The sequence below is a fragment of the Mangrovivirga halotolerans genome, from assembly GCF_026241165.1.
GTDB lineage: Bacteria > Bacteroidota > Bacteroidia > Cytophagales > Cyclobacteriaceae > Mangrovivirga > Mangrovivirga halotolerans.
This window is the reverse complement of the sequence record NZ_JAPFQN010000006.1, coordinates 403138-428195: the sequence shown is the minus strand read 5'-3', so window position 1 is coordinate 428195 and position 25058 is coordinate 403138. Positions and strand designations below refer to the sequence as shown.

The following is a 25058-nucleotide window of genomic DNA, read 5'->3' as shown; positions in this document are numbered from 1 at the left end:
TTATTAGTAAAAAACAGCATTTCCATATAAAATCAACCCTTCATACCAAAAGCACCTTAACAGTGGGTTGTCAATTAAATATACAATTTTACCATCACCAAGGCTTTTTGTAGCAAAACCAAGTGAGCCCTCAAGATCTTCCTTTAAATTAATCCCAACAAACCCATCCACTACAGAATTATTTTCAAGATACCCAACGTTCCAGCCATTTTTCAATAGCTTAAATGTGTTGTTATTGGTCTTAAGCCCTCTATAAGAGGATCCCAGCCCAAAAGCCAGGGGGTGTGTTTGATCGAGCGAATAATTTAAAATCGCTCCTGCAGTATAATTTTTTAATGCATTTCTCTCTGATCTGCCATATGACCTGATCCTGGTTTTATAGTTATAGGTTTCAGTGTCTTCTTCTGTTTTTTCTGAATTTGTTTTTTCGAGGGCCAGCTTGGTTTTTTCCGGATCAAATTTGTCTATTGAATTACCTATTAAAATTAACTTTCCTCCTGCCTTCACCCATTTTTCTAATTTTTGGATCTTTTCTTCATTGAGACTTGAATATTCTCCATCAGGAAGAATTATTGTATTCACTTCATTCATATATTCTTCATCGAAATATCCAGGGCGAACAATATGAGGTTGGTAATTGACTAACTGTTCAAAATAATACCAATTTTCACCAAATGATAATGGAGAGGTGTCTTCACCTGATAAAAGAGCGATTTCTGGTTTTTCTAAAAGCCTGTAAGAGGCCGACCCAAAATCAGGACCGGATGTTGCGAAGCCGGATGATACAGAATAGATATCAATATTGGTTTCGTTAGTGATCTCAATTAATTTATTATAAAAGTTATCCACAGTTGAGTGGTTTAAACTTCCTAATACAATCAAAGTGCCACGCTCAAACTTCTTCTCTTTCGTTGAAAAGGGTTCAGTAGCTAAATGAACTTTAATATTTTTTGTAAGACATTTTGCCAGGAATCGATGACTTCTGAGACCTTGAAATGGCACAACGTATGAATAAGCGTTTTCTTCAGGAAGCAAGGTTGATTCACTTTCTAAAGCTTCCTTTTCGATAGGTATAGAACTAGATATTGCAGCTGCTTTTAAACCATATGCATGGAAAAGTGACCAGGAGGTAATATCGTAAGTAATACTGTCTGCCAGTTTGGTTTTGGGTTCAAGGAGCACACGGGTTAAAATTGACTTAGGCTGGTTTACAGGTATAACAAGATCATTCTTCTTTACTTCAATAGTTTGCTCATTAATTGTCGAAAAGTCGTAACCTTTTAATGATTTAGTGATACCTGCTTTTCCGTATATGATATTATGGGCATCGAGGATCTTAAGCATATCCTCAACTTTCTTGGGATTGTTTTCCTGAGAAATAACAAAGGATTTATATTTACCTGGGTTGTTTCTGGAAGATTTGAAATACTCACTAAAGTTGTTTAGAAGGTCACTCCGATTTTCTGATGCAGTGCGAATTGTTGACATCCCACTTGTAAAATGATGTTCGAGACGATCTTTTAGTGTCAGTGTATCACCTCCAGGTAGCTTTATTCCTAGACCGGCAAATGAATGCCCGGCTTGCTCGTAAGTCATACCAATACTACCACTGAACATTGGGTAAGTATCGCCATAACTTGGATATAGCAAGTCAAATCTTTCCTTGGTAAAGTATAACCATCCTTGTTTGTCAAAGCTGGTCGCATTATTCTTTCCAATCGCAACCTGAAAATCTCTCTGCCAGTCTGAAATTAATTCATGAAAGGGTTCGGAAGCCGGAGCAAAATAATAAGGTGAAGTATGGCTTTGTTCATGGAAATCTACGTGAATTTGAGGCATCCATTCATTGTAAACTTTTATTCTTTGTCTAGATTCTATTTGCGTTATCCATGCCCAGTCCCTGTTAAGATCGAAGAGGTAATGATTCTGCCTGCCTCCAGGCCATGGTTCGTGATGTTCTCTGCCAACAGGATTTATATCAGGTTTAATATTTGCTACTTGTCTATACCAGTGAACATACCTGTCCCGCCCGTCGGGGTTTAAACAAGGATCAATGATCACTACAGTATTTTTGAGGAGGTCACTGGTTTCGGAAAGATTGGTAAGAAGGTTATATGCAGTTTTCATCGAGGCCTCAGTACTGTTTGCTTCGTTGCCATGTACGTTGTAACTCAACCAAACTATTGCAGGATCCGAGTTGTTTGCTTCAGTCGTTCCTTTATTAACTCTTTCAATATTTCGCGTTCTGATTTTTTCAATATTTTGGAGATTATCTTCTGATGTAACGATAGCATACAATAATGGGCGGTTTTCGTAAGTTCGTCCGTATTCTATGAGCTTGATATTCTCTGGTTTTTCTTCTTCAAGATGATAAAAGTAATCTACAACACGATGATGGTACGTAAATTGCTCTCCTAATTCATATCCGAGAAACTCAGAAGGGGATTTAGTTTGTGAGAATGAATGCACTGAAAAAATGGCAAATACAAATAGCGTAAATATTTTTTTCATAAATTCGTTTTTCAAATTGAAAACATCATTGAGTTATAAACGTATCTAAATTAGTTTATTAGAAATACAGACAACTGGTTATGCAAGTAAAAGATTTTCTATTTATTTTTTTTGTTTCAACAATTATTAGTTTTTCCTCTGCAGCTCAAAATGGTTATGAGCTCGATATCACTGTAGCTGATATGCCAGAAAAAGAGGTTTTCCTTGGGTATTATTTTGATGGAAAAACATATGCTAAAGATACAGTCAATACTGATTCAGAGGGGCATCTGGTTTTTTCAGGAGAAGAGCCTCTTCCTGAAGGTGTTTATTTTTTAATGGCTGACAAGCAAAAGCTGTTTGATTTTACTGTTGGTAATGATCAGCATTTTAAATTAATAGCTCCAACTCAAAATTACATAGCTGATATGAAGATAGAAGGTTCAAAAGGAAATGAACTTTTTTATAAGAATATGCGATTTAATTTTGAACAAAATCAAAAAGCAAAGCCTTACCTATCAGTTTTAAAAGATTCAACTGCGAACGAAGATGAGTTAAATGCAGCACAAAAAGAATTTGATAAGATAAATCAGGAGGTTCTTGTTTTTCAAGACTCGGTAATTGCGAATTATCCTAATTCAGTTCTTGGAAAAATGATGTCTGCTAACAAACCAGTGGATGTGCCGGAGAGTATGAAAGACGATCGGGAACAGGCTTACGAATATTATAAAACTCACTTTTTCGATAATATTGATTTGTCGGATCCGATCTATTTGCGCCTGCCAAACCAGGTTATTAAGGAGAAGCTTGATACTTACTTTGATAAAGTGTTATCACAAAATCCTGATACTTTAATAAATGAAATTGACAGGGTAGCTGAAATAGCTTCTTCAAATGAAGATATGTATCGGTTTATAATCTGGAACATGGTGTTGAAATACCAAAACCCAAAAATCATGGGGCTTGATAAGGTTTTTGTTCACTTAAATGACAAATACTTTCAATCTGGCGCAATGGACTATTGGGCAAGTGCTTCATTAAAAAAGAACCTGGGAGAATATTCAGATAAACTGCGCAAGAGTTTGATCGGTATGAAAGGACCAAACCTGATTATGCAGGATGTTGATCTGAATAAAAAGTCTTTATACAATATCGATAAGAAATACACTGTAATCTATTTTTTCGACCCTGATTGTGGTCATTGTAAAAAAGAAACACCTGTGTTAGTCGATTTTTATAATAATACAGATTTTGATGTGGAGGTGTTTGCTGTTAGCACAGATACTAGTTTAACTAAAATGAGAGATTACATTGGAGAAATGAATATGAATTTCATAACAGTGAATGGACCAAGAACTTTTGTAGGGAATTATCAGGACCTTTATGATGCATACTCAACTCCGACTATTTATATCCTGGATGAGGATAAAAAAATTATCGCTAAAAAACTTCCTGCTGCGCGAATTGAGGAGTTTTTAGAAAATTATGAGAAAGCGCAAAATTAATTAAGAGTTTATAATACCCCGGGCCATTCCTTTGAAGATAAAAGCATGGAATGGTAAGACCGAATACCAGTAAAGTCTTCCTGCTAATCCTTTAGGTCTAAAGGTAGCAGTTTGTACCAGGCAGGATTCGGTCTTATTTTTTTCTTTAATTTTAAATTCGAGCCAGGCCTCTCCAGGTAATTTCATCTCAGCATACAGTAATAACCTTCCTTTAACACGATCTGCCACAAGAACTCTCCAGAAGTCTAGCGCATCGCCAGGCTTTAAGTCTTTAGCATCTCTTCTACCTCTTCTCAATCCTACTCCTCCCACCATCTTATCAAGGAGTCCGCGAATTTCCCATAAGAAATCACCATAATACCAACCCTTAGTGCCACCTATACTGAATACATTTTCAATTACCTGCTTTTTAGGTCTTTCGAAAGAGAATGTTCTGATATCATCAAAAACACCATATTGAGGAACTTTAATTCTGTCTAGAAAATCTTCCCTGATATATTTATACCCAATAGTATCTTTCCAACTGCTAATAACCCTGTTTTGGGCAACCCTGTCTAAGGCCAAAGAAACAGCATTTTGATAGGTCAGTAAATCCGAAGGGATGATTTCATGAATTCTGTTATCTTCTGCTGTTACCTCATTTTTCATTGAATCCACTAATGAAACCGCAAGTTTATAATTGGTTGAAGTAACAAAATATAGCCAATAGCTCGAGAGTCTTGGGCTCATCACTGGTAAAGTAAAAATATATCTTTTTAACCCCCTGACTTCTGCATAACCTAAAAGCATCTCTTTATAGGTCAATATTTCAGGTCCTCCAATATCAAATGTTTGATCATATACGTCGTCATTACCAGCACATTTAAGTAAGTATTCAATTACATTGCGGATTGCAATAGGCTGACATTTGGTGTTTAGCCATTTCGGCGTGACCATTAAAGGGAGTTTTTCAGCAAGATCTCTAATTATTTCAAATGAGGCACTTCCTGAACCGATTATGATTGCCGCCCGAAGCACCGTTAAATGACACTTACTTTCTTTGAGTATCTTTTCGACTTCCAGTCTTGATTTTAAGTGTTTGGATAGGTTTTCATCATTGACTATTCCACTAAGATAAATAATTTGATTACAAGAGGATTCATCGACGAAGTCTCTGAATAAAGTTGCAATATTTTGTTCTACTGTTTCAAACCCGGAGCCTTTTGCCATGGCATGAATCAAGAAATACGCTGCATCAAAATCCTTTGGTAATTTTTGATAATCCTCTTTGACCGAAAGGTCACTATCTATTACTTCAATTTGTTCGAGTTCTTTTTCCGTAAAATCTTCATAATCAAATCTACGCGTATCTCTTACAGGACATACTATTTCATGCCCTTCCTCAATCAATACGGGCAGCAATCTTCTTCCTATATAACCAGTTGATCCAGTGAGTAGTATTTTCATTGTATATAAAACAATCGTTATTGCCTGATTGTTATAATTCTTAAATTATGCATAAAAAAGAGTTTCTCGAAGAAAAAATTTGTCTGGTTTGTCAAAGGCCTTTTACCTGGAGAAAGAAATGGGAAAAGAATTGGCATAATGTTAAATATTGTAGTAAAAAATGCCGTAGAAATAAATAAGAATGAGTCGAAAAGCAATTTATTGGTTCCAATCTGACCTGAGAATTCATGATCAACCAGTGCTAAGCAATCTTAACCAATCTTTTGATGAACTTTTATGTCTTTATATAATTCCAAATCGATGGTTAAATAATCCTTTTGGTCTTGACTTTAACAGGTTCGGAAAATACAGAAGAAAGTTTTTAAAAGAAACATTAGTTGATCTGGACCGGTCTTTAAAAAAGATTGATCAGAAACTCATTGTGTTGATCGGTAATCCGGCGGAAATAATTTCAGATATATTTCAGGAACATAATATTGACAAAGTTTTTACGCAGGATCAGTTTGCCTCAGAAGAAAGGGATGACATCAATTATCTGAGAGCTCTAATTGGAGATGAAAATATAGTATCTCATCAATCCATGTTAATGGTTGATCCTGAATCGTTACCTTTTAAAATAGATTCTCTTCCGTTTGGATTTACTTCTTTTCGGAAAAAGATTGAAGACAAATTCTCTGTTCAAAACTCATACGATGATGTAAAAGATTTACCGGCAACACTAATTTCTTTTAAAGACGTTAAATGGCCTGAAATATTAGTTCTAGAGGAGGAAGAGACCATTATTCCTGAAAAAACTGCCTTTCCTTTTGAAGGGGGAGAAAGTGCTGCTTTGAATAGAATGAATCAATATATTTGGGAAAGCCAGCATATCCTAAGTTATAAGTCTACCAGAAACAGGCTAGTAGGAACCGAATACAGTAGTAAATTCTCCCCCTGGTTGGCGAATGGGTCTTTATCTGCCAGGAGAGTTTACCAGGAAGTAAAAAAGTTCGAAGATCAAATTAGAAGTAATATAAGCACATATTGGCTGATTTTTGAGCTATTATGGCGTGATTTCTTTCATTTTCAAGCCTTAAAGTTCGGCGCTGAATTTTTTAAGGCAGAAGGGATAAAGCACAGAAAAAAAGACTGGAATTACGATGTCGATCTATTTAATAGATGGCGTACAGGAAATACAGGTGTCGACTTTATAGATGCAAACATGATTGAGCTGAAAGAAACAGGCTTTATGAGTAACAGAGGGAGGCAAAATGTCGCTTCCTGGCTAGCTCATGATTATAAGATTGATTGGCGTTGGGGTGCTTACTGGTTTGAGCATTGTTTAATAGATTATGATCCCTGTTCCAATTATGGAAACTGGATGTATGTATCTGGAGTAGGAAATGATTCTGTTACTGACCGTAGGTTTAATCCTGATCTTCAGTCTGAAAAGTATGATAAGAAAAATCAGTTTATAAAGTTATGGCTAAATTAAAACTTCCTGATTTGGAAGGTTTGCCCACAATTTCCGGAATTGATTACGGTAGTAATCTTTCAGGTAATACAGTGTTGTGCATCAACGAAAATAATACTTTAAACTTATATTATAGTAAGAAAGGTCGCAATACTGATGTTTGGCTCTATGATCTTATCAATGAAAAGAAACCATCAATTGTAGGAATTGATTCCCCCTTGTCATTACCCGGTGTATATACTAACAATGCCTTTGAAGATTATTTCTACAGACAATGCGATCGTGAACTTCAAGCTATGTCACCGATGTTTATCGGAGGATTAACCGCACGTTCAATAAAACTAAAAAACCAGCTTAAGCAAAAAATCAATAGAATTTACGAAGTATATCCTTCAGGATATTTAAGATCAAATGAGTTTCCGATATTAAAGAGGAATCACACCAAAAAAGAATTCAGGGATTACATTTTTTCTTTAGACGTAAAGAATAATCAAATTATTAATTCCCATGCTTTTGATGCAATGATAGCATGGATCATTACCGTAAAGATTTATTTAGGTGAAGCAACGGCAATAGGGAATAAAAAGGAAGGCTTAATATATGTCTAATAAAAAATTTAAACGACTTGCTTTGATTGCGGGTGATAGTTTATATGACCATGATTTTAAAGCTCTCTCAGGAAATGATAATACTTTGTTTTTTATGGCTGAAGATTATGAACTCTGTACTCATTTTAATTACCATAAACAAAAACTAATCTACTTTCTTTCTACAATGAGAAATCATCGGGATGAGCTAAAATCAAAAGGTATAGACATCAAATATTATGAGCTTAGTGAATCCAACAAACACATTTCTTATACCGAAAAGATTACTAAAACATTAGATGAAAATCCTTCCATAAGCACTATAGTTTCATATGAAATTTCAGATAAATTTTTTGAAAAAAGCATTATAGGGTATTGTAACAGTAAGAAACTAACATTTGAAACGATACCTTCACCTAAATTTTTGTTTTCAAGAGATGACTTTAAGAATTGGCTGGATAATAATGAGTCAATACGAATGCAAAATTATTATATAGAAAAAAGAAAGGAACTTAATATTCTTGTTGAAGATGGAAGTCCTCGTGGAAATAAATGGAGTTTTGATGCTGAAAATAGAAAGAAAATACCAAAAGGATTAAAAATACCTGATCAAATAGATTTTGAGAATCAGGAGCATGTGAGCGAAGCACAAGAATTAATTGAAAGAATATTCAATAAACACCCTGGGTCTTCTAAACCATTTAAATGGGCAGTGACCAGAAAGTCAGCCAAAGAAGTTCTTAAATATTTTATTGAAGAAAAGCTAGACAATTTTGGTCCTTATCAGGATGGTATTTTGTCTGATAATTCTTTCTTATTTCATTCTACCCTTTCTCCCTATCTAAATAGCGGTTTATTAACGCCTGAAGAAGTGCTCGATTCTATTTTAGATAAAGTCGATGAAGTTACGTTTTCAAGCATAGAAGGATTTGTGAGACAGATCATTGGTTGGCGAGAGTTTATGCACGGCATGTATCAAAATAAAGACATGAATAAAAACTTTTGGAAACATAAAGGAAAGTTAAAAAAATGCTGGTACGATGGCACCACAGGCATCCAGCCAGTGGATGATTGCATTAGAAAAGTTAATGAACAGGCTTATTTGCATCATATAGAAAGGTTGATGATCATGGGAAACATTATGTTATTGTCAGAGGTCGATCCGGATGAATGCTATCGTTGGTTTATGGAAATGTTTATTGATTCTGCAGATTGGGTAATGGCTGGTAATGTTTACAGTATGAGTCAATTTGCAGATGGAGGACTTTTCGCAACTAAACCATATATAAGCGGTTCAAATTATATTAAGAAAATGTCAGACTATGGTAAATCAGACTGGAATGAAATCTTTGATGGCTTGTATTGGAGGTTTATAGATAAGCACAGAGATTTTTTTTCTTCTAACCCACGGTTAAGCATGATGGTTTCTATGCTTGATAAAAAATCAGATATGGATAAAAGGAAATTATTTGATGCCGCTGAGAAATTTATTGCTAATACTACTTACTGATTTTCAGACTATCTTTTACTATTTCATATTTTATAGATGATTTATCCCAATCTATAACCAGACCCTCTGCTATATTTCTAGTTTTTTCTTTCCCATATATCAAATCGCATAAATAAAGTGCAGCTTCATAGCTTTTTATTCCTCCAACAGAAGTAATTAAATTTCCATCATGAACAAAGCTTACGCTATCCATGCAAGGGATGGCAGGATATCTCTGTCTGAATAGTTTAATGTCCGAAGGAAAGGTGGTTACTGCTTTACCATCTAAAATCCCTGCTTCTGCAGCTAAAAATGCCCCATCGCAGAGAGTTAAAATATAATCTGCAGTTTCCGATTGTCTTTTGAGATAGTCCAGGACTTCCTGACTTGCATTATTTTCATTCAAGTGATTAGCTGAAGAAGGGATAACTAAAATATCAGGACGGGATGAATTTGTTCCGTAATATTTATCAGGAATTATTTTCAATCCTTCAAATGTATTAATAGTTCCTTCCTTTTCACCGACCACAGTCACTTTCATTACCGGGTTTGTATGGTAAATAGTATGCTGAAAAATATCCATAGGAGCAATTAGCTCAGTATTGAAAGTCTTATCTGATAAAAATATTTCCACATGTAAGGTGTCTTTTGAAATCTTTGCTGATTCTTTCTTATTGGATAAATCAGAAACAGATTCACTTTTTCCACATGAAAATAATACAAAAGCTATAAGCAGTGAAGCAAGATTTTTCATATCTTTTGATTTAAATTCTTATTTTTAAGTATGGCAAATCCAATAGTTGAATTTTTAAATACACAAATTGGCAGTACAATAGAAAATACTCCAAGTGAAGTTTCAAATTGGCTTAAAGGTAAACTGATTTCGGCAGAATTAGGAAAAATCGCCGTTAGTTTTAAAGTAAGGAAAGAAATGATGAATCCTGCGGGGGTTCTTCATGGTGGTATGGCGAGTTTGATCGCAGACGATATGATGGGATTATGTCTGTTTACTTTAAATAAAGAGCATTTTTATACATCTGTAAACCTGACAATTGACTTTTTAAAACCAGCTTTTCTTGATGACGAGATAGTTGCTGAAACAGAAGTAATTAAAGATGGAAGAAAGATAACTCACTGTGTTTGTAAGCTTAAACGCGATGATGTGGTTATCGCTTATTCAACATCAAACCTCATGGCAACCTCGAAGGCCAACTCATTTAGTCAGTAAAGGTCAAAAATCTTACACAACTAGGATGAGTGCAATTTTTGGTTGTTACACCAAATATTATTTGGATACTTTTGCACGTTGATTAGTGTGTGAATGAAAATTTGGAAGTACATATCAAAGTTGGGATTGCGACCTGACCTTTCCAAAGAAAACAAAAGAAAAACAATAATTCTTAACCAGGTGTCAATGTTAGCGATGGCTATTTTTGCACCAGTGTCTGGTTTTCTGTGGTTGTCCGGGTTTGGGGAGTTATCAATTACTGTTTTATTGATAACGGCCCTTGCATTTATTATCCTGTTTTTCTCATGGCTAGGGATGAGAATAATAAGTCGTTGGATCGCTATTATTTTATATCCGGTTATTCCTTTGGGAATATTTGTTCTTTTTGGTTCCCAGGTAACTGCCGAATTCATATTTTTCTTTTTAATATTAATTCCGGTAATAATTCTGGAATCTCACTCTGAAAGAGTACTAGCATATATTTATTTTGTTTCAATTCTTCTACTTGGGTATTTTTACATAGGATATAACCTGCCTTTCTTTACTCTTTCTCCGATGGAGATATGGATTGCCAATGTCTTGACTTTTATTGGTTCTACCCTGTTTGTCTTCTTTCTAACTACTTTTTACCAGAAGTCTACCCGTTATTATGAAGCAAAAAACGGTGAACTTATAAACCAGTTGGAACAAAGAAGTGAAGATCTTGAAGATTATTCTGAAATGATCCAATCTCAAAATAATGCTTTCATTGAGCTAAACTATAAGCTTCAAAAGAGAAATGAGGAGCTTATTAAAGCTGTAAATGAAAGGGATCATGTTGTAAAAGTGGTAGCACATGATCTTAAGTCACCTATAGGCAGAATTGGAGGATTACTTTCACTCCTTAAAACATCAAGAAACAAAGAAGAAACGGAAGAATATCTTTCTATTCTTGAAGAAGTGTCTAAAGAAGCGTCTATATTAATTGATGATGTTCTTACTCTTGATGAAGAAAAAAGACTTGAAAGTGAAATTATCGATGCCAACCAGATGATGTTGAAGTTTATTTCCTCAACTTCCTATCAGGCGAGATTAAAAAATATAGATATTAACTATCAAAATGATTCCTCCAATCATATTATCAAATCTGATGGTGTTATGATCAATAGAATTATTGATAATATTTTATCAAATGCAATCAAATATTCGCCGAAGAGTTCTTCTGTAAATATCGTGATGGAGGATAATAAGGATTATTTAATTCTTAAAATTAAAGATAGTGGTCCTGGTTTTTCTGATGACGATAAAAAGAATATGTTCAAGAAATATAAGAAGCTAAGTGCAAAGCCTACAGGAGGAGAAAGCAGTTTTGGCTTAGGGTTATCTATTGTTAAAAAATTATGTGATGATCTGAACATTAATATTTCAGTCTCAAATAATAAGAGTGAACCTGGCGCCACTTTTAAACTCAAAATACCCAGAAAATTATCACAGACAACAGATCTGAGTATGTCTGCATAATTCATATTCATTCAATAAATCGAGAAGGAAGTGTATATTTACGCTTCCTTTTTGTTTATTTATATCTGAATGAAATTGATCAAGTCTCTTATAGTTCTATTTTTTTTACTGCTCACCTATCATGAGGGCTGTTCTCAAATAGATAATTCTGCATTTTTAAGCACTGGTCCAGATTCGGTAGATCAAAAAATTTACCTCGGAATAAATACAACCGGATATTTCAAGAATAACGAATACTTTAATGACATAGTAGAAGGTTACACTCTTTTTGGCTATAACCTAATTGTAAAAGGTGGATATCAATTTAACGATAACTTGAATTTTGAAGCCGGAGGATTTTTCAGGTGGGATTTCGGAAATGAAGACTTCAGAACTGTTTTGCCCTATTTCAAAATAAATTATCAATGGGAAAAGAACACACTGACTTTTGGAAATATTAATGGTTGGTTAGCCCATCAATATATTGAACCGTTATATGAATTTGAAAACTTTATAACTAATAATCCTGAGCTGGGAATTCAATATTTACGGAAAGGAAACTGGTACGATCTCGATATTTGGGTAGACTGGCAAAATATGATTTATCCTTTAGATTCGGCAAAGGAAGAGATTGCAGGAGGATTAATTTTTGATGGAAAAATTGTAAATAAAAATAGTTTTAGTCTCAGTATACCACTGCAGTTTAAAGTCTATCATCGTGGAGGTCAGATCGATATTAGTAATGCCTCATTAATTACCAGGACTAACTTTGCTTTTGGTCTTAAAACAAATTGGAAGCTTTCCGAAGCTTCAGTCTTAAAGGAAATAGAAACCTCTGCATTTTATGTTACATTTAATGATAATTCAGGCACAGAGCTACTTCCATTTAATGATGGTAACGGAATATTTTTAAATGCATCGGTTAGATCAAACAATTTTGGGCAATTTTTGCTTTCATACTGGAATGGTAATGACTTTTATTCTTACCAGGGAGGGAGATTGTATCAGTCTTTAGCAACTGAGTATGGTACTCCGGGATATATTGAAGATCGGGAGCTGATTTTTTTAAGGTATGGATACGATCTTGAAATTGCTAAAAACAGTTATTTGACCTTGAGGGGAGAACCACTCTACGATCTTAATAATAAATCATTCGAATATTCATTTGCTTTGTATTTTAATTTAAAGCTGAACTATCCACTATTAAAAAATAAATAATATTCATTATGAAAACCCCTTATTTAATTTTAATGGCCTTCATTTTGATCATCACTTCCTGTGGTGAAGGTAAGGAAAAGACATCAAAAGAAAACACCAACATTGATAGTGCATTTTATAATCCTCCAGCACCAGGTTTTAATATGGCTGAATCAGACGATAAGGCAATTTCCATCGCTGATAGCGTAATGGTTGCAATGGGTGGGAGAAAAGCATATGATAATACCCGCTTTATTGGGTTTGATTTTTTTGGTTTTAGAAAAGTCTGGTGGGATAAATTTGCGGATTCCGCAATTATAAAATTAAATAAAAAGGATCTGAAGATCCTTGTGGACCTGGATACCAGGAATGGTACTGTCTGGAAAGATGGCGAACTCCTTAAAAATCCCGATTCCATAAAATATTATGCAAATTATGGATATGAAGCCTGGGTAAATGATACATACTGGCTTTTAATGCCATATAAACTTAAAGACTCGGGTGTTACTTTAAAATATCTTAGAGAAGATACGATTAAAGAAGGCCCTGCTCATGTACTTCAATTAACTTTTAATTCAGTTGGAGTAACTCCTGAAAATAAGTATGAAGTTTTTGTTGACCAATCGGACAATCTTATAAAAAAATGGGCATATTATTCAAATGCTACTGATACCATTCCGGGGATGGCTACCCCTTGGAGAGGCTACAATAATTACAATGGTCTTTTACTTTCATCAGATAGAGGAAGCAGAAAGCTAACAGATATTGTAGTGACTGATGATTTAAGCGAAACACCTTTTTCTGAATATTACCACAATGATTCAAACTGAAAAGCTAAAATTCACCTATAAAGACGGACCGGAATTCTCTTTTCCTGACATCAATGTTCCAAATAAAGAAAATCTTTTAATTACAGGAAATAGTGGTGTGGGTAAAACAACATTATTACATCTGCTTGCAGGAATTCGAAGGCCGAAATCAGGAAAAGTTAAAATTAACGGCACATCATTATATGAATTGAAGTCTTCTGAATTGGATTTCTTCCGCGGTAACCAGATCGGCGTTGTTTTTCAGCAACCTCACTTTGTTTCCGGTTTAACAGCTTTTGAGAATATTGAAATTGCTGTAAAAAAAGGATTCCCAGAGAAAAACAATCATATAAATAAATTGGTCAATAGGCTTGGTATAGAAAACAGAGCAAGCTATAAAACTAATAATCTGAGCCTGGGAGAAAAGCAAAGGTTAGGTATTGCAAGAGCTATAGTGAATAAACCACAAGTACTGTATGCTGATGAGCCCACAGCTAGTTTAGATGACAAAAATGCCAGCATCGTAATGGAGTTATTGTTAGAAGAAGCGGAGATAAATAATTCACAGTTAGTTTGTATTACTCATGACCAAAGGGTCAAAAGGTATTTTAAAAATGAAATAGATTTATGAACGATTTTTATATAAGTTTTAAAAGCGTTCTTTCAAAGCCCTGGTATAGTTTGATGAGCATATTGCTTGTAGCTACAGGTACAGGGATAATTTCCCTGCTTTTTTTGATAGATAATGATCTTCAGAAGAAATTCTATGGAGATATTAAAGGAATTCAAATGGTTGTAGGAGCCAAAGGAAGTCCTTTGCAGTTAATATTGTCAGCCGTTTATCAGGCAGATAACCCAACGGGTAATATTAAAGCTTCAGAAGTAAAGCCTTTTACAAGACACCCCTTAGTTAAAAAAGCAATACCTCTTGCTTATGGGGATTCTTATCAGGGCACAAGGATTGTCGGTACCGATACCTCATATTTGAATTTATACGATGTCCAAATAGCGGAAGGGAGATTATTTAATGAAGAAATGGAAGTAGTAGTGGGGTCACAGGCTGCTAAAAAACATAATCTTACTGTTGGGTCAAAGATAAATTCTCAGCATGGCCAGGCTATGGAAGCAGAACAACATCAACATCCTTTTAAAGTAAAAGGTATTCTGAAACCTACCGGAACTGTTGTTGACCGATTGATCATTACGCCTTACCAAAGCTTATGGGAAGTCCATGACATCGAGGGCGAAGGTGATTTTACCGCTTATCTCCTACAGTTTAAAAATCCTATGGGACAACTCATGCTTAGCAAAATGATCAATAATAATACTTCAATGCAGGCAGCTTTACCTTCTATTGAAATTGACCGGTTAATGACCCTTTTAGGTACAGGATATGACACATTAAAAATACTGGCCTACGGTATAATGGCTCTTTCAGGTTTTGCAGTTTTTATTACTTTGTTTACTTCACTTGACCAGAAAAAATACGATTTATCTGTAATGCGGGTGCTGGGATATTCAAAAGCCAGAGTATTATTTCAGGTAATCGTGGAATCCTGCATTTTGTGTCTGGCAGGGATTTTGATTGGTTTAATATTAAGCAGGTTGATTATGTATTTTATATCCTATATTAAAGAAAGTGCATGGTTAACAGGTAGTATGTTTGATACTCGTGAACTAATTTTACTGCCATTGGTGATCTTATTAGGTATCGTTGCAGCCTTGATCCCTGCTTATAAGTTGTATAAAACAGATATAGCTCAAGTTTTAAGTGATGAAAAATAAAATACTCATATTTTTAATAACTATCATTCCGGTTTTCGGTCAAACTAAGATTGATTGGAATACTTTGGCAGATGTTCAATTCAATCAAACGTATGATAATCAGTTAGAGACCTACTTTACAGAACCTACTTTTGGACCGAAGGTAAAAGCAATTGATGGGAAAGAAGTTATTATCGAAGGATATGTTATTCCAATGGATGTGAAGAAAGGAGAATTTGTATTATCTAAAAACCCTTTTGCAAATTGTTTTTTTTGTGGAAACGCCGGTCCTGAAACAGTTATGGAATTGAATTTAAAACCCGGGCATAAAAAATTTAAAACGGATGACTATGTTGTGTTTAAAGGAAAGTTCAGGCTTAATAAATCTGATATTTATCACCTGAACTATATCCTTGATGATGCTGATGTGGTCGATTAAGGTGTGTTAATTCCGATATTCGTATAAGCCATAATTTCTTTTCTCAGATCACCATCGTTTGGGTGAATCCTGATGCTGCCATCAAAAGTCAGGAATCTGTCAAAATTCATTGATGAATTGTCTGAAAGAACTTTCAGTTCTGTTACCGAAAGACCAGTTGTTCCATCAACAGAGTTTAGCATTGCGGCCATTTCTCCTTCACCGTCCCAGGCTCCGAAATGTAAATGAGCCGGATGAAATTCGCCTTCAATTCCTCCCTCAAGCTTAATAGTTATTTTGACCCCACCTTCAATTTGTTGTACATTAACCGTACCTCCGGTGTTGTAATTTGTGCCAGATTTTAAGGTATAGCTTATAGCCATGTGCTCGTCACCATTTACACAAGAAGATAATACAGCAAAACCCAGAAGTAATAAGTATGATAATGTTTTGGTTTTCATTTTATTAAAATTGAGAATAAAGATCTAATATATATTTTATTTTATATAAACGTAAAAATAATAACGCTGCATATTAAAAATTTATCAAAAATAAAGTTAAAAATCGATCTTTACTTGTATTGATTGAGGCACATTATTGTTCCTGTGTTAAATTAGGCCTAATTTTGCCTCATGAAAAAAGTTAAGCATCTCTATAACAGGGTAAACAGAGAAGAATTAAAGTCTCGTGTTTACAGTGATGATAAAACGACAAGAGTAACTTTGTCATTTTACAAATACCATCATATTTCAGATCCTGAAGAATTCAGAGATATGCTTTATGCGGAATGGGATGAGATGGGAGTATTAGGAAGAACCTATGTGGCCTGGGAAGGAATAAATGCCCAGATAAGTGTGCCTAAAGAAAATTTTGAGCAATTTAAAAACGAACTTTATTCAATTGATTGGCTAGATAATGTTCGACTGAATATTGCAGTTGAAGCTGAGGCGCCATCTTTTTATAAGCTTACTATAAAAGTAAGAGATAAAATTGTAGCCGACGGTTTAAATGATGACACCTTTGATGTAACTGATAAAGGTATTCATTTGAGTGCAGCTGAATTTAACCGATTAGCAGAGGATCCGAATACTATAATTGTAGATATGCGAAACCACTATGAGGCTGAAGTTGGTCATTTTAAAAATGCCTTAACCCCAGATGTAGATACCTTCAGGGAAGCACTCAATGTAGTGGAAGAAGAGTTAAAGGAGCACAAAGACAAAAATATTTTAATGTATTGCACCGGAGGAATCAGGTGTGAAAAAGCCAGTGCGTATTATAAGCATAAAGGATTTAAAAATGTCTACCAGTTAAATGGAGGTATTATTGAATACGCCCGACAGGTTAAAGATGAAGGGCTGGAGAATAAGTATATTGGTAAAAACTTCGTATTTGATGACAGGTTGGGAGAAAGAATCAGTGAGGATGTAATCGCTGTTTGTCATCAATGTGGAGAGCCGTGTGATGATCATACAAATTGCGCAAATGATGGTTGTCATATATTATTTATCCAGTGTAGCAATTGTAAGGAAAAATTTGAAGGCTGCTGTTCAGATGAGTGTAAAGAAGTTTTACATTGGGATGAAGAAGAAAGACAAGAGTGGAGGAAGAATAATCCGGTCAGGACAGGAGATAAATACGTAAAAGGAAGATCTGAAAAGCTCAAATATAAAAAACCACTTAATAGCACTTTAAAAAGCTGACCTAAACATGAAAAAATTTGCTGTAGGCATTGACATCGGGGGAACTTATACCAAGCTTGGACTTGTTGATGAAAAAGGTAATTGCCCTGTTCAGTCAAAATTGCCAACTAAAGGCCATTCTGATATTGATGATTACCTGCGAAAGATAAAAACCGAAGTAGACAAATTAGTAGATGAAATCGGTGAATGTGAATTAATCGGAATAGGTATTGGGGTTCCAAATGGTAATTACTTTAAAGGAACCATCGAACATGCAGCAAATTTAGAATGGAAAGGGATTGTTCCTTTAATAGATAAATTAAAGCCTATATTTCCCGACATTCCTGCTATACTTACTAATGATGCTAATGCTAGTGCCTATGGCGAAGGGATTTTTGGAGCAGCAAAAGGAGTTTCGGAATTTATAACTATCACACTAGGTACCGGCCTCGGTTCAGGCATAGTTATTAATAATAAATTGGTTTATGGAAATAATGGTTTTGCTGGAGAACTTGGTCATACGAGGGCTGTAGAGAATGGCAGAGAATGTGGGTGTGGAAAAAAAGGATGCCTTGAAACGTATTGCTCTTCCACCGGTCTGAAAAGAACATTACTTGAAATGCTTGCTGTTAAAAAAGCACCAAGTAAATTCAGGGATCTGGGAATAAATGATTTTCACGGAGAAGAAATAACTGAAGAGGCATTAAATGGTGATGAGGTTGCTAAGGCCGCTTTCGAGAAAACAGGGTATATTTTAGGTAGGTCTTTAGCTGATTTTGTTGCTTTTTCGGAGCCAAAGGCCATTTATCTTGCTGGTGGACTGGTAAGTAGCGGTGATCTTTTATTTGATCCCACAAGGAAAAGTTTTGAAGAACACCTGATGACAATTTACAAAGGTAAAGTCGAAATTTTGCCTAGCGGATTAATGGATATGAATGCTGCTATCCTTGGTGCGGCAGCCTTAATTTGGAATGAATATCAATAATTGCTATATTACGGCCTTTTAACAGGAAATTTAATTTTTTCAACTGCAGCCAACAAATGAAAAAAATTAAGTACTACTATGACCCTGAATCTTGCAAATACGAAAAAGTAAGGGTCCGTAAGTCAGATGTTTTTTATAACATCCTCGGTTTTTTTATCTTATCAGTTGTATCAGGTGCTCTTTTGCTCTTTGGATATAATGCTATTTTTGATTCACCAGAAGAGATTATCCTTAAGGAAAGAGTAGCTGAACTGGAAACCCATTTTGATCTATATCAATCCAAGTTAGACACTCTTGATCATGTTATTTCCTCATTAGAGAGAAAAGACGATGAGATCTACAGGACAATTATGGGTGTTGATCCATTACCTGAAGATTATCGAATCGCCGGTGTCGGAGGATCAGACAGATATAAAAAGTTAAAAGGCGATAATCTTCAATATTCAGACGTATATGTTAATTTGTCGAAACGAATTGACAAGCTGAAACGCAGAGCGATGGTGCAGGAAGCTTCGCACGGAGAATTGTTAAAATCTGCAATCAATGCAGAAGAAAAACTGAAGAGCATGCCGGCTATTCAACCTGTAGATAAGGATAAGTACTATTTTGTATCAGGATATGGTACACGAATAGATCCTCATTATGGTACAAGACGTGGCCATGATGGCATTGACCTTGCCGCTCCTATTGGAACACCTGTTTATGCTACCGGTAACGGAAAAGTTGTAAGGGTAAGAACTAATGCCTGGGGATATGGCAAAGAGATAATAATCGATCATGGTTTTGGATATAAAACCCGATATGCTCACTTGAATAAATTTTTAGTTAAAAAAGGAGATAAGGTTACGCGGGGTCAGCAAATAGCTGAAGTCGGAAATACAGGAAAATCAACCGGGCCGCACTTACATTACGAAGTACTTAAAGGCTCAAATGATAAACCGTTAAATCCTGTTCACTTTTTTTTACAAGATATAACTCCTGAGGAATATGCTGATATTCTTAAAAAAGGAAATGAAGTAAACAAGACAATGGGATTATAATTAATTAAGATGTTATATATGATAAAGCCGGCTATGCCGGCTTTTTTTATTTCTCTTCAACTTCTTTTTTTGAATCCTGGTTAGCCTTTTCTTTAGCTGAATTGAGATATCCGTAAAAGTAAAGGGTGTGGCTAGTGACTGTAAAGTCAAATGTGTCTTCGACCAGCTTTTGTATTGCCTGGATCCTGGGGTCACAAAATTCAAATATTTGATTTGTTTTAGTACAAATCACATGGTCATGCTGTCGATAAGCATGTGACTTTTCATAAAGTGAAAGATTCTTTCCAAACTGGTGTTTTGTCACCAGGCTGCATTCCAATAACAAATCTAATGTGTTGTAAACCGTAGCACGACTAACTCTATAATTTTTGTTTTTCATGTTGATATACAAAGACTCAACATCAAAATGTCCTTCATTGCTATAAATCTCCTCCAGAATAGCAAATCGCTCAGGAGTTTTACGTAGCTTTTTCTCTTCAAGAAAGCTTGTAAAAATATTTTTTATTTCTTCGTGCTTTTCCGGTGATAGTCCTTTATTTCCCATATCTAAATTTATCCGCGATGTTACGCGACTATAATAAAGTCAAAAATTGATATTTTTATTAATCTTTGCAAGTCTTATGCTCAATTGATGTAACGTTTTTAACTCTTTAAGGGTTTAACCATTTAGTATGAAGGTTGTTAACTTAATTTTCTCGAAATTTTTTATAGGATTGACCTATATATATAAAGGAATGATCTCGCCATTTATTCCCGGAGCATGCAGATATAGTCCAAGCTGCAGTACTTATATGGTTAAATCAGTTCAAGTACACGGTCCATGGAAGGGGTTATGGCTAGGCCTAAAACGAATTTCCAGGTGTCATCCATGGGGAGGGAGCGGGCATGATCCGGTGCCACCGAAAAAAGATTAACCATTATCTTTTTGTTTTGAATCGTATTTTTTTGGGGCATATAAAAACCCAAAAGCCTCACAACCTTCTTTGGTTCTTTTTTCATGATGCACATAATGTGCATGAATCATCCTTTTAAGGTAAGTATTTTTAACGTGGTAACGGAATTTTATTCTTTGATGAACTAAAATATCATGAAAAAGGACATAGAAAATTCCATATGCAGTAATTCCGATTGCAAAATATATTAATATGTGAAACTGGGGATACTGGGAACCAATCATGAAAAGTAAGATTGCCGGAATGCTAAATACTAACGCGAAAAGGTCATTTCTCTCAAGTGCATGATTATGATAAGAATGGTGCGACTTATGCCAGGACCATAAGAATCCATGCATAATGTATTTATGCGTAAACCAGGCCACACCTTCCATAAATAAGAATGTGCCAATAACAATTAAAGAATTAATTATAATGTCCCACATACCTCCTAAAGGTTTTTAATAACAATTTAAATAACTCTTAGCTGAAATTTAAAATAAGTGCTGCCTAAAAGTATTAATTTAGTAAAGTTGGGAATTCTAACCCTGTTTTCAAGGATAAGGTGTGGCGGACATTTTTTTATTTTGTTGAAGAGCTTTCTATAATATAAATATGCAAGATAGACACCTGCACGGGCTCCATCTGGAAGATTAATTATCCCTTCTAGGGCATGGTCGAAATCTTTTTCAATATCATTTTCGATCTCACATTTTTCATCTTGAGAAAAAGATCTGAAATCAACCTCAGGAAAATACACCCTTCCTCTTTCTTCAAAATCAGCCTTCAGGTCCCGAAGGAAATTTACTTTTTGAAAGGCAGAACCAAGACTCATCGCATGAGGTTTTAGTTTTTCATATTCTTCCTTATTGCCTTCACAAAAAACGCGTAAACACATTAAGCCAACTACCTCTGCACTGCCATAAATATATTCTCCGTAGGCAGAATCATTATAGGTAGAAGAATAAATATCCATTCTCATACTTTTTAAGAATGCTTCAATGAGCTCTCTTTCAATCGAATATTCATTTACAATCATTTGAAAGCTATGAAGTACAGGATTCATGCTGAATTTTTCTTCAATAGCTTTATAGGTGTCCTCTTCAAAAAGCTTTAATGTCTTTTCTTTATCTATATGGTGAAAAGTATCCACGATCTCATCTGCATATCTTACAAAACCATATATTCCAAAAATAGGGTCGTGATATCTTTTACTCAGCGTCTTGATTCCAAGAGTAAAAGAAGTACTGTATAATTCAGTTATTCTCTTACTACATTCAAAAGCTGATTTGTGAAAAAGTTCAATCATAGATCTGAAAGTTTATGCTAACTGTCCGGATTTCTCCTTAATTACCTCTGAGGCAACTATTTCTCCAGAAATTAAACTAGGAGGAACACCTGGTCCCGGAACAGTAAGTTGTCCTGTATATAACAGATTGTTTAGTTTTTTGTTTTTCATTTTAGGTTTAAGGATCGCAGTCTGATCTAAAGTATTAGCTAGACCATAAGCATTTCCTTTATAGGCATGATAATCAGTTATAAAGTTTTTAGCTCCATAACTACGCTTGTAAATCACATGATCCTTGATGTTTTCGCCACAGTGTTTCTCCAGCCTGCTTATTACCTGTTTATAGTAATTTTCACTAATATCGTTATTTTCTATTAATCCTGGTGCCATAGGGATTAAAATAAAAATATTTTCTTTTCCTTCCGGCGCAACAGTTGAATCTGTTTTTGATGGAACACAGGTATAAAATAATGGATCATCAGGCCACTTTACATCCCCATATATTGCATCTGTATGCTTTTCAAAATCTGCATCAAAAAATAAATTATGATGCTCAAGGTTGTTTAATTTTTTGTCTACACCAATATAAAAAAGCAAACAGCTCGGGGCAAGCTTTCGCTTTTCCCAATATTTTTCTGTGTATCTGCGGTATTGCTTAGGAAGTATTGTTTGTTCAAAATGGTGATAATCAGCGGAGCAAATAATATTGTCGGCCTCATAAACCGCTGAACTTGTTTGTAGACTCGAAATTTTATTGTTTGTGATTTCTACGTTTTTTACCTCTTCATTAGTGTGAATTTCAACCCCGAGCTCATTGGCCAAAGAGACCATTCCTTCAATGATTTTATGCATTCCTCCTTCCGGATACCAAGTGCCGAGTTTCATATCGGCATAATTCATCATTGAATATAACGAAGGAGTGTTTTTTGGCAGGGCTCCTAAAAACAAAATTGGAAACTCCATTAGCTGGATCAATTCCTTGTTTTTAAAAAACTTCCGTATATGAGAGCCTATAGAAGAAAAAATATCAAGCTTTGTTGCTTTTTTGAGAAGATCCAGATCTAAAAATTCAGTAAAAGAATGGCCGGGCTTGTAAACAAAATCGTTCATACCGACTTTATATTTAATTTCAGCCTGACGCATAAATTCTTCTAAATTTTTAGAAGAACCGGGTTCTAATTTATCAAATAGTAATTTTAATTCATTCCAATTAGCTGGAATGTCAATTTTTGAATCTTTATATATGACTTTATAACTAGGATCGAGACGAATTAGATTGTAATAGTCAGAAGGAGTTTTTCCAAAAGAAGCAAAGAAATGCTCGAATACATCAGGCATCCAATACCACGAAGGACCCATGTCGAAAACAAAACCTTTTTCAGAAAAATGTCTTGCTCTTCCCCCCGGAGTATCATTTTTTTCAACAACAACTGTCTTGAAACCATCTTTGGCAAGATAACATGCTGCTGCTAAACCGCTAAACCCACTACCGATGACAACGGCATCGTATTTCCTTCTGTTCATTAAAATTTTTAGGGAACAATATAGTAATTAGAATCTAAGATTTCATTAAATGGTTCGATAAACCTGTAACATTTCTTTCAATTCTTTTCTTGCAAGGTGAATTCTGTTTTTTACAGTTCCAATAGGTACATTTAAATGCTCTGCTATCTCATAATACTTATACCCTTTATAATGCATCATGAAAGGAACTTTATAATTATCATCAAGTTTTTTGATTGATCTTTTGATGTCTTTCATTTTGAAATTACCGTAAGCACCATTCTCGATAGTGTGCTTAGAACTGTTTATGTAGTGGTCGTTGTCTGTCTTATCAACAAAGGTTTTTTGTCTGACCTTCTTTTGGTAATTTGTAATGAAGGTGTTTTTCATTATGGTATATAACCATGCCTTGATGTTTGTGCCTTCCGAAAATTTTTCTCTGTTACTGAAAGCCTTTAGAACTGTTTCCTGGAGCAAGTCATTGGCTTCATCATTGTCTCTGGTTAGTCTGTAAGCGTAGGGCTTAAGAAAAACTCTTAAACTGTTTAATCTGTATCCGAATTCTAATGCAGTCATAATGTTTAACTTTTGTGAACATCTCTTAAACAAATATACTAATTGTTTAACTAATGTCAAACAAAAGTTAAACATTTGTTGAAACAATTTACGTTGTGCTGCTATAGAAGCCTGCTATTTTAGATAATAGGAGTATAAGAGGCTTAAAATATTAAGCCTTTTGACTAATAATGGTCAGAACGTTTTAGATTAGATGTTAATCTGTTTATTTCACTAAATCATAGATATGAATTTGTCCAGTGATGGGATTACCTGAACCTTACCAGGTAATTGAGCTTCCACATCAACTAACTGACTGCCTGAAACGAGTACCTCACTTTTACCTGAGATATTTACTAGTTCTTCTATATATTTAGATATGTCGTATGGAAGATTGGATGTAGTAAAGACAGTAAAGAGCACATCCGGGGTATGTTGCTCATAAATAGTTTTAAGATCTTCGAATGGCAGATTAGCTCCAAGATAAATCACCTTGTAACCTCTGGACTTTAAAAGATAATTGGCGAATAAAAGCATTAATTCATGATACTCGCCTTCTGCTAGCCATAATAAGAAAGTTTTTTTATCGCTGTTGGCGTAGTAAGGACCTAACTTATCTATAGCTGCGTATATTTTTTGAACGATTAGGTTTGAAATAAAATGTTCCTGGGCAGGATTGATAGATCCTATCTGCCATAAAACACCAATTTTTTGCATAAAAGGTAGAAGAACCTTTAACATTGTCTGTTCCAGGCCTATACTTTGAATTGCTTTATTTAATTTTTCCTCAAAACCAATTTCATCGAGTTCAAGCATAGAAACAGTTAGACTGTTTACTTGTGATGAAGTATTTTCAGGCTTCTTCACAAGGTCTTTTATTATTTCGTTACGCTCTTCTTTAGGCATTTCAGCTATTTTAGAAATTTTATAGCCGTGCTGATTTAATAGAGCGATATTTAATAGACTTTTAAGATCTCTATCTGTATAATAGCGAATGTTTGTAACTGTTCGCTGAGGATTTAATATATTGTATCGCTGCTCCCATATTCTGAGAGTGTGCGCCTTAATGCCACTTAATTGCTCTAAATCTTTAATCGAATATTTTACCATCTTCTACCTGCCCTTATTAAGCAATTTTGATTATATTTTGATAGTTATGAAAAGATTCAAATGATCAAATATATAAAGTATTTTGTTATCATTGAATC

26 protein-coding genes are annotated in these 25058 nt (G+C 34.7%); 16 read left to right on the top strand and 10 right to left on the bottom strand.

All coding sequences use genetic code 11. The features are described from left to right. Positions 1-3 precede the first annotated feature (3 nt). A complete protein-coding gene (locus tag OO013_RS12760; RefSeq protein WP_266057227.1) occupies positions 4-2511 on the bottom strand; it encodes a M14 metallopeptidase family protein in 2508 nt (835 codons plus the stop codon). A gap of 80 nt (positions 2512-2591) precedes the next feature. On the opposite strand from OO013_RS12760, the gene OO013_RS12755 reads away from it, so the two are divergent. Continuing rightward, a complete protein-coding gene (locus tag OO013_RS12755) occupies positions 2592-3995 on the top strand; it encodes a TlpA family protein disulfide reductase (RefSeq protein WP_266057225.1) in 1404 nt (467 codons plus the stop codon). Here the strand turns inward: OO013_RS12755 and OO013_RS12750 are convergent, their stop codons facing one another. Beyond that, positions 3996-5441, bottom strand: coding sequence for an SDR family oxidoreductase (locus OO013_RS12750; protein WP_266057224.1), 1446 nt, complete (start codon positions 5439-5441; stop codon positions 3996-3998). It abuts the gene before it with no gap. Positions 5442-5488: 47 nt separating this feature from the next. Between OO013_RS12750 and OO013_RS12745 the strand changes: the two genes are divergently transcribed. The 4 genes from OO013_RS12745 to OO013_RS12730 are packed head-to-tail and all read left to right on the top strand — an operon-like array spanning position 5489 to position 8991. Then, positions 5489-5620: a DUF2256 domain-containing protein gene (locus OO013_RS12745; RefSeq protein WP_266057223.1), complete on the top strand. Its 132-nt coding sequence runs from the start codon at positions 5489-5491 to the stop codon at positions 5618-5620. A 2-nt stretch (positions 5621-5622) separates the two neighbouring features. Next, entirely contained in the window at positions 5623-6915 is a 1293-nt protein-coding gene (locus OO013_RS12740) for a DASH family cryptochrome (protein ID WP_266057222.1), read from the top strand. Further along, positions 6903-7502 (top strand): hypothetical protein, encoded by a 600-nt coding sequence (locus tag OO013_RS12735; protein WP_266057221.1) that lies wholly within the window; start codon positions 6903-6905, stop codon positions 7500-7502. Before OO013_RS12740 ends, OO013_RS12735 begins: the two co-directional genes overlap by 13 nt. Beyond that, positions 7495-8991, top strand: a complete 1497-nt coding sequence (locus OO013_RS12730; RefSeq protein ID WP_266057219.1) for a cryptochrome/photolyase family protein — start codon at positions 7495-7497, stop codon at positions 8989-8991. The genes OO013_RS12735 and OO013_RS12730 overlap by 8 nt, the downstream gene beginning before the upstream one ends. Here OO013_RS12730 and OO013_RS12725 read toward each other — a convergent pair. Then, positions 8981-9724, bottom strand: a complete 744-nt coding sequence (locus OO013_RS12725) for a DJ-1/PfpI family protein (protein ID WP_266057218.1) — start codon at positions 9722-9724, stop codon at positions 8981-8983. The two genes, OO013_RS12730 and OO013_RS12725, sit on opposite strands and share 11 nt — an antisense overlap. A 30-nt stretch (positions 9725-9754) precedes the next feature. On the opposite strand from OO013_RS12725, the gene OO013_RS12720 reads away from it, so the two are divergent. The 7 genes from OO013_RS12720 to OO013_RS12690 all read left to right on the top strand — a co-directional run bounded on the left by OO013_RS12720 (position 9755) and on the right by OO013_RS12690 (position 15886). After that, on the top strand, positions 9755-10198 hold the full coding sequence (locus tag OO013_RS12720) for a PaaI family thioesterase (protein WP_266057216.1): 444 nt from the start codon (positions 9755-9757) through the stop codon (positions 10196-10198). 93 nt (positions 10199-10291) lie between these two features. Further along, a complete protein-coding gene (locus tag OO013_RS12715; RefSeq protein WP_266057215.1) occupies positions 10292-11698 on the top strand; it encodes a sensor histidine kinase in 1407 nt (468 codons plus the stop codon). A 69-nt stretch (positions 11699-11767) separates the two neighbouring features. Further along, entirely contained in the window at positions 11768-12895 is a 1128-nt protein-coding gene (locus tag OO013_RS12710; RefSeq protein ID WP_266057214.1) for a lipid A deacylase, read from the top strand. A gap of 8 nt (positions 12896-12903) precedes the next feature. Further along, positions 12904-13704 (top strand): hypothetical protein, encoded by an 801-nt coding sequence (locus OO013_RS12705; RefSeq protein ID WP_266057213.1) that lies wholly within the window; start codon positions 12904-12906, stop codon positions 13702-13704. Next, complete coding sequence (locus OO013_RS12700) at positions 13691-14314, top strand: ABC transporter ATP-binding protein (protein WP_266057212.1); 624 nt, start codon at positions 13691-13693, stop codon at positions 14312-14314. Before OO013_RS12705 ends, OO013_RS12700 begins: the two co-directional genes overlap by 14 nt. Next, the gene (locus tag OO013_RS12695) at positions 14311-15468 is read left to right on the top strand and encodes an ABC transporter permease (RefSeq protein ID WP_266057211.1); all 1158 of its coding nucleotides are present in this window, start codon (positions 14311-14313) and stop codon (positions 15466-15468) included. Before OO013_RS12700 ends, OO013_RS12695 begins: the two co-directional genes overlap by 4 nt. Continuing rightward, on the top strand, positions 15458-15886 hold the full coding sequence (locus OO013_RS12690) for a DUF3299 domain-containing protein (RefSeq protein ID WP_266057210.1): 429 nt from the start codon (positions 15458-15460) through the stop codon (positions 15884-15886). Before OO013_RS12695 ends, OO013_RS12690 begins: the two co-directional genes overlap by 11 nt. Here OO013_RS12690 and OO013_RS12685 read toward each other — a convergent pair. Continuing rightward, on the bottom strand, positions 15883-16326 hold the full coding sequence (locus tag OO013_RS12685; RefSeq protein WP_266057209.1) for a hypothetical protein: 444 nt from the start codon (positions 16324-16326) through the stop codon (positions 15883-15885). The genes OO013_RS12690 and OO013_RS12685 overlap by 4 nt on opposite strands. Before the next feature lie 171 nt (positions 16327-16497). On the opposite strand from OO013_RS12685, the gene trhO reads away from it, so the two are divergent. Genes trhO through OO013_RS12670 form a run of 3 tightly spaced genes read left to right on the top strand, consistent with a single transcriptional unit; the run spans position 16498 to position 19572 of the window. Beyond that, the gene (gene trhO, locus OO013_RS12680) at positions 16498-17568 is read left to right on the top strand and encodes an oxygen-dependent tRNA uridine(34) hydroxylase TrhO (protein WP_266057208.1); all 1071 of its coding nucleotides are present in this window, start codon (positions 16498-16500) and stop codon (positions 17566-17568) included. Between the two features lie 7 nt (positions 17569-17575). Further along, positions 17576-18532, top strand: coding sequence for an ROK family protein (locus OO013_RS12675; protein WP_266057207.1), 957 nt, complete (start codon positions 17576-17578; stop codon positions 18530-18532). A 56-nt stretch (positions 18533-18588) separates the two neighbouring features. Beyond that, on the top strand, positions 18589-19572 hold the full coding sequence (locus OO013_RS12670; RefSeq protein WP_266057206.1) for a M23 family metallopeptidase: 984 nt from the start codon (positions 18589-18591) through the stop codon (positions 19570-19572). Positions 19573-19618: 46 nt separating this feature from the next. On the opposite strand, the gene OO013_RS12665 is transcribed toward OO013_RS12670, so the two are convergent. Beyond that, the gene (locus OO013_RS12665) at positions 19619-20116 is read right to left on the bottom strand and encodes a Fur family transcriptional regulator (protein WP_266057205.1); all 498 of its coding nucleotides are present in this window, start codon (positions 20114-20116) and stop codon (positions 19619-19621) included. A 127-nt stretch (positions 20117-20243) separates the two neighbouring features. Between OO013_RS12665 and yidD the strand changes: the two genes are divergently transcribed. After that, positions 20244-20486 carry a membrane protein insertion efficiency factor YidD gene (gene yidD, locus OO013_RS12660; protein WP_266057204.1) on the top strand — a complete coding sequence of 81 codons (243 nt, stop codon included), beginning with the start codon at positions 20244-20246 and terminating at the stop codon, positions 20484-20486. Here yidD and OO013_RS12655 read toward each other — a convergent pair. The 5 genes from OO013_RS12655 to OO013_RS12635 form a co-directional block, all read right to left on the bottom strand. Next, complete coding sequence (locus OO013_RS12655; RefSeq protein WP_266057203.1) at positions 20483-20950, bottom strand: sterol desaturase family protein; 468 nt, start codon at positions 20948-20950, stop codon at positions 20483-20485. The two genes, yidD and OO013_RS12655, sit on opposite strands and share 4 nt — an antisense overlap. A 26-nt stretch (positions 20951-20976) precedes the next feature. Next, positions 20977-21813 carry a phytoene/squalene synthase family protein gene (locus OO013_RS12650; RefSeq protein WP_266057202.1) on the bottom strand — a complete coding sequence of 279 codons (837 nt, stop codon included), beginning with the start codon at positions 21811-21813 and terminating at the stop codon, positions 20977-20979. A gap of 12 nt (positions 21814-21825) precedes the next feature. Beyond that, complete coding sequence (gene crtID, locus OO013_RS12645; RefSeq protein ID WP_266057201.1) at positions 21826-23316, bottom strand: bifunctional phytoene desaturase/3,4-desaturase; 1491 nt, start codon at positions 23314-23316, stop codon at positions 21826-21828. 45 nt (positions 23317-23361) lie between these two features. Then, positions 23362-23871: an RNA polymerase sigma factor gene (locus OO013_RS12640; RefSeq protein ID WP_266057200.1), complete on the bottom strand. Its 510-nt coding sequence runs from the start codon at positions 23869-23871 to the stop codon at positions 23362-23364. A 213-nt stretch (positions 23872-24084) separates the two neighbouring features. Continuing rightward, positions 24085-24960: a MerR family transcriptional regulator gene (locus OO013_RS12635; RefSeq protein ID WP_266057199.1), complete on the bottom strand. Its 876-nt coding sequence runs from the start codon at positions 24958-24960 to the stop codon at positions 24085-24087. Positions 24961-25058: the final 98 nt, after the last annotated feature.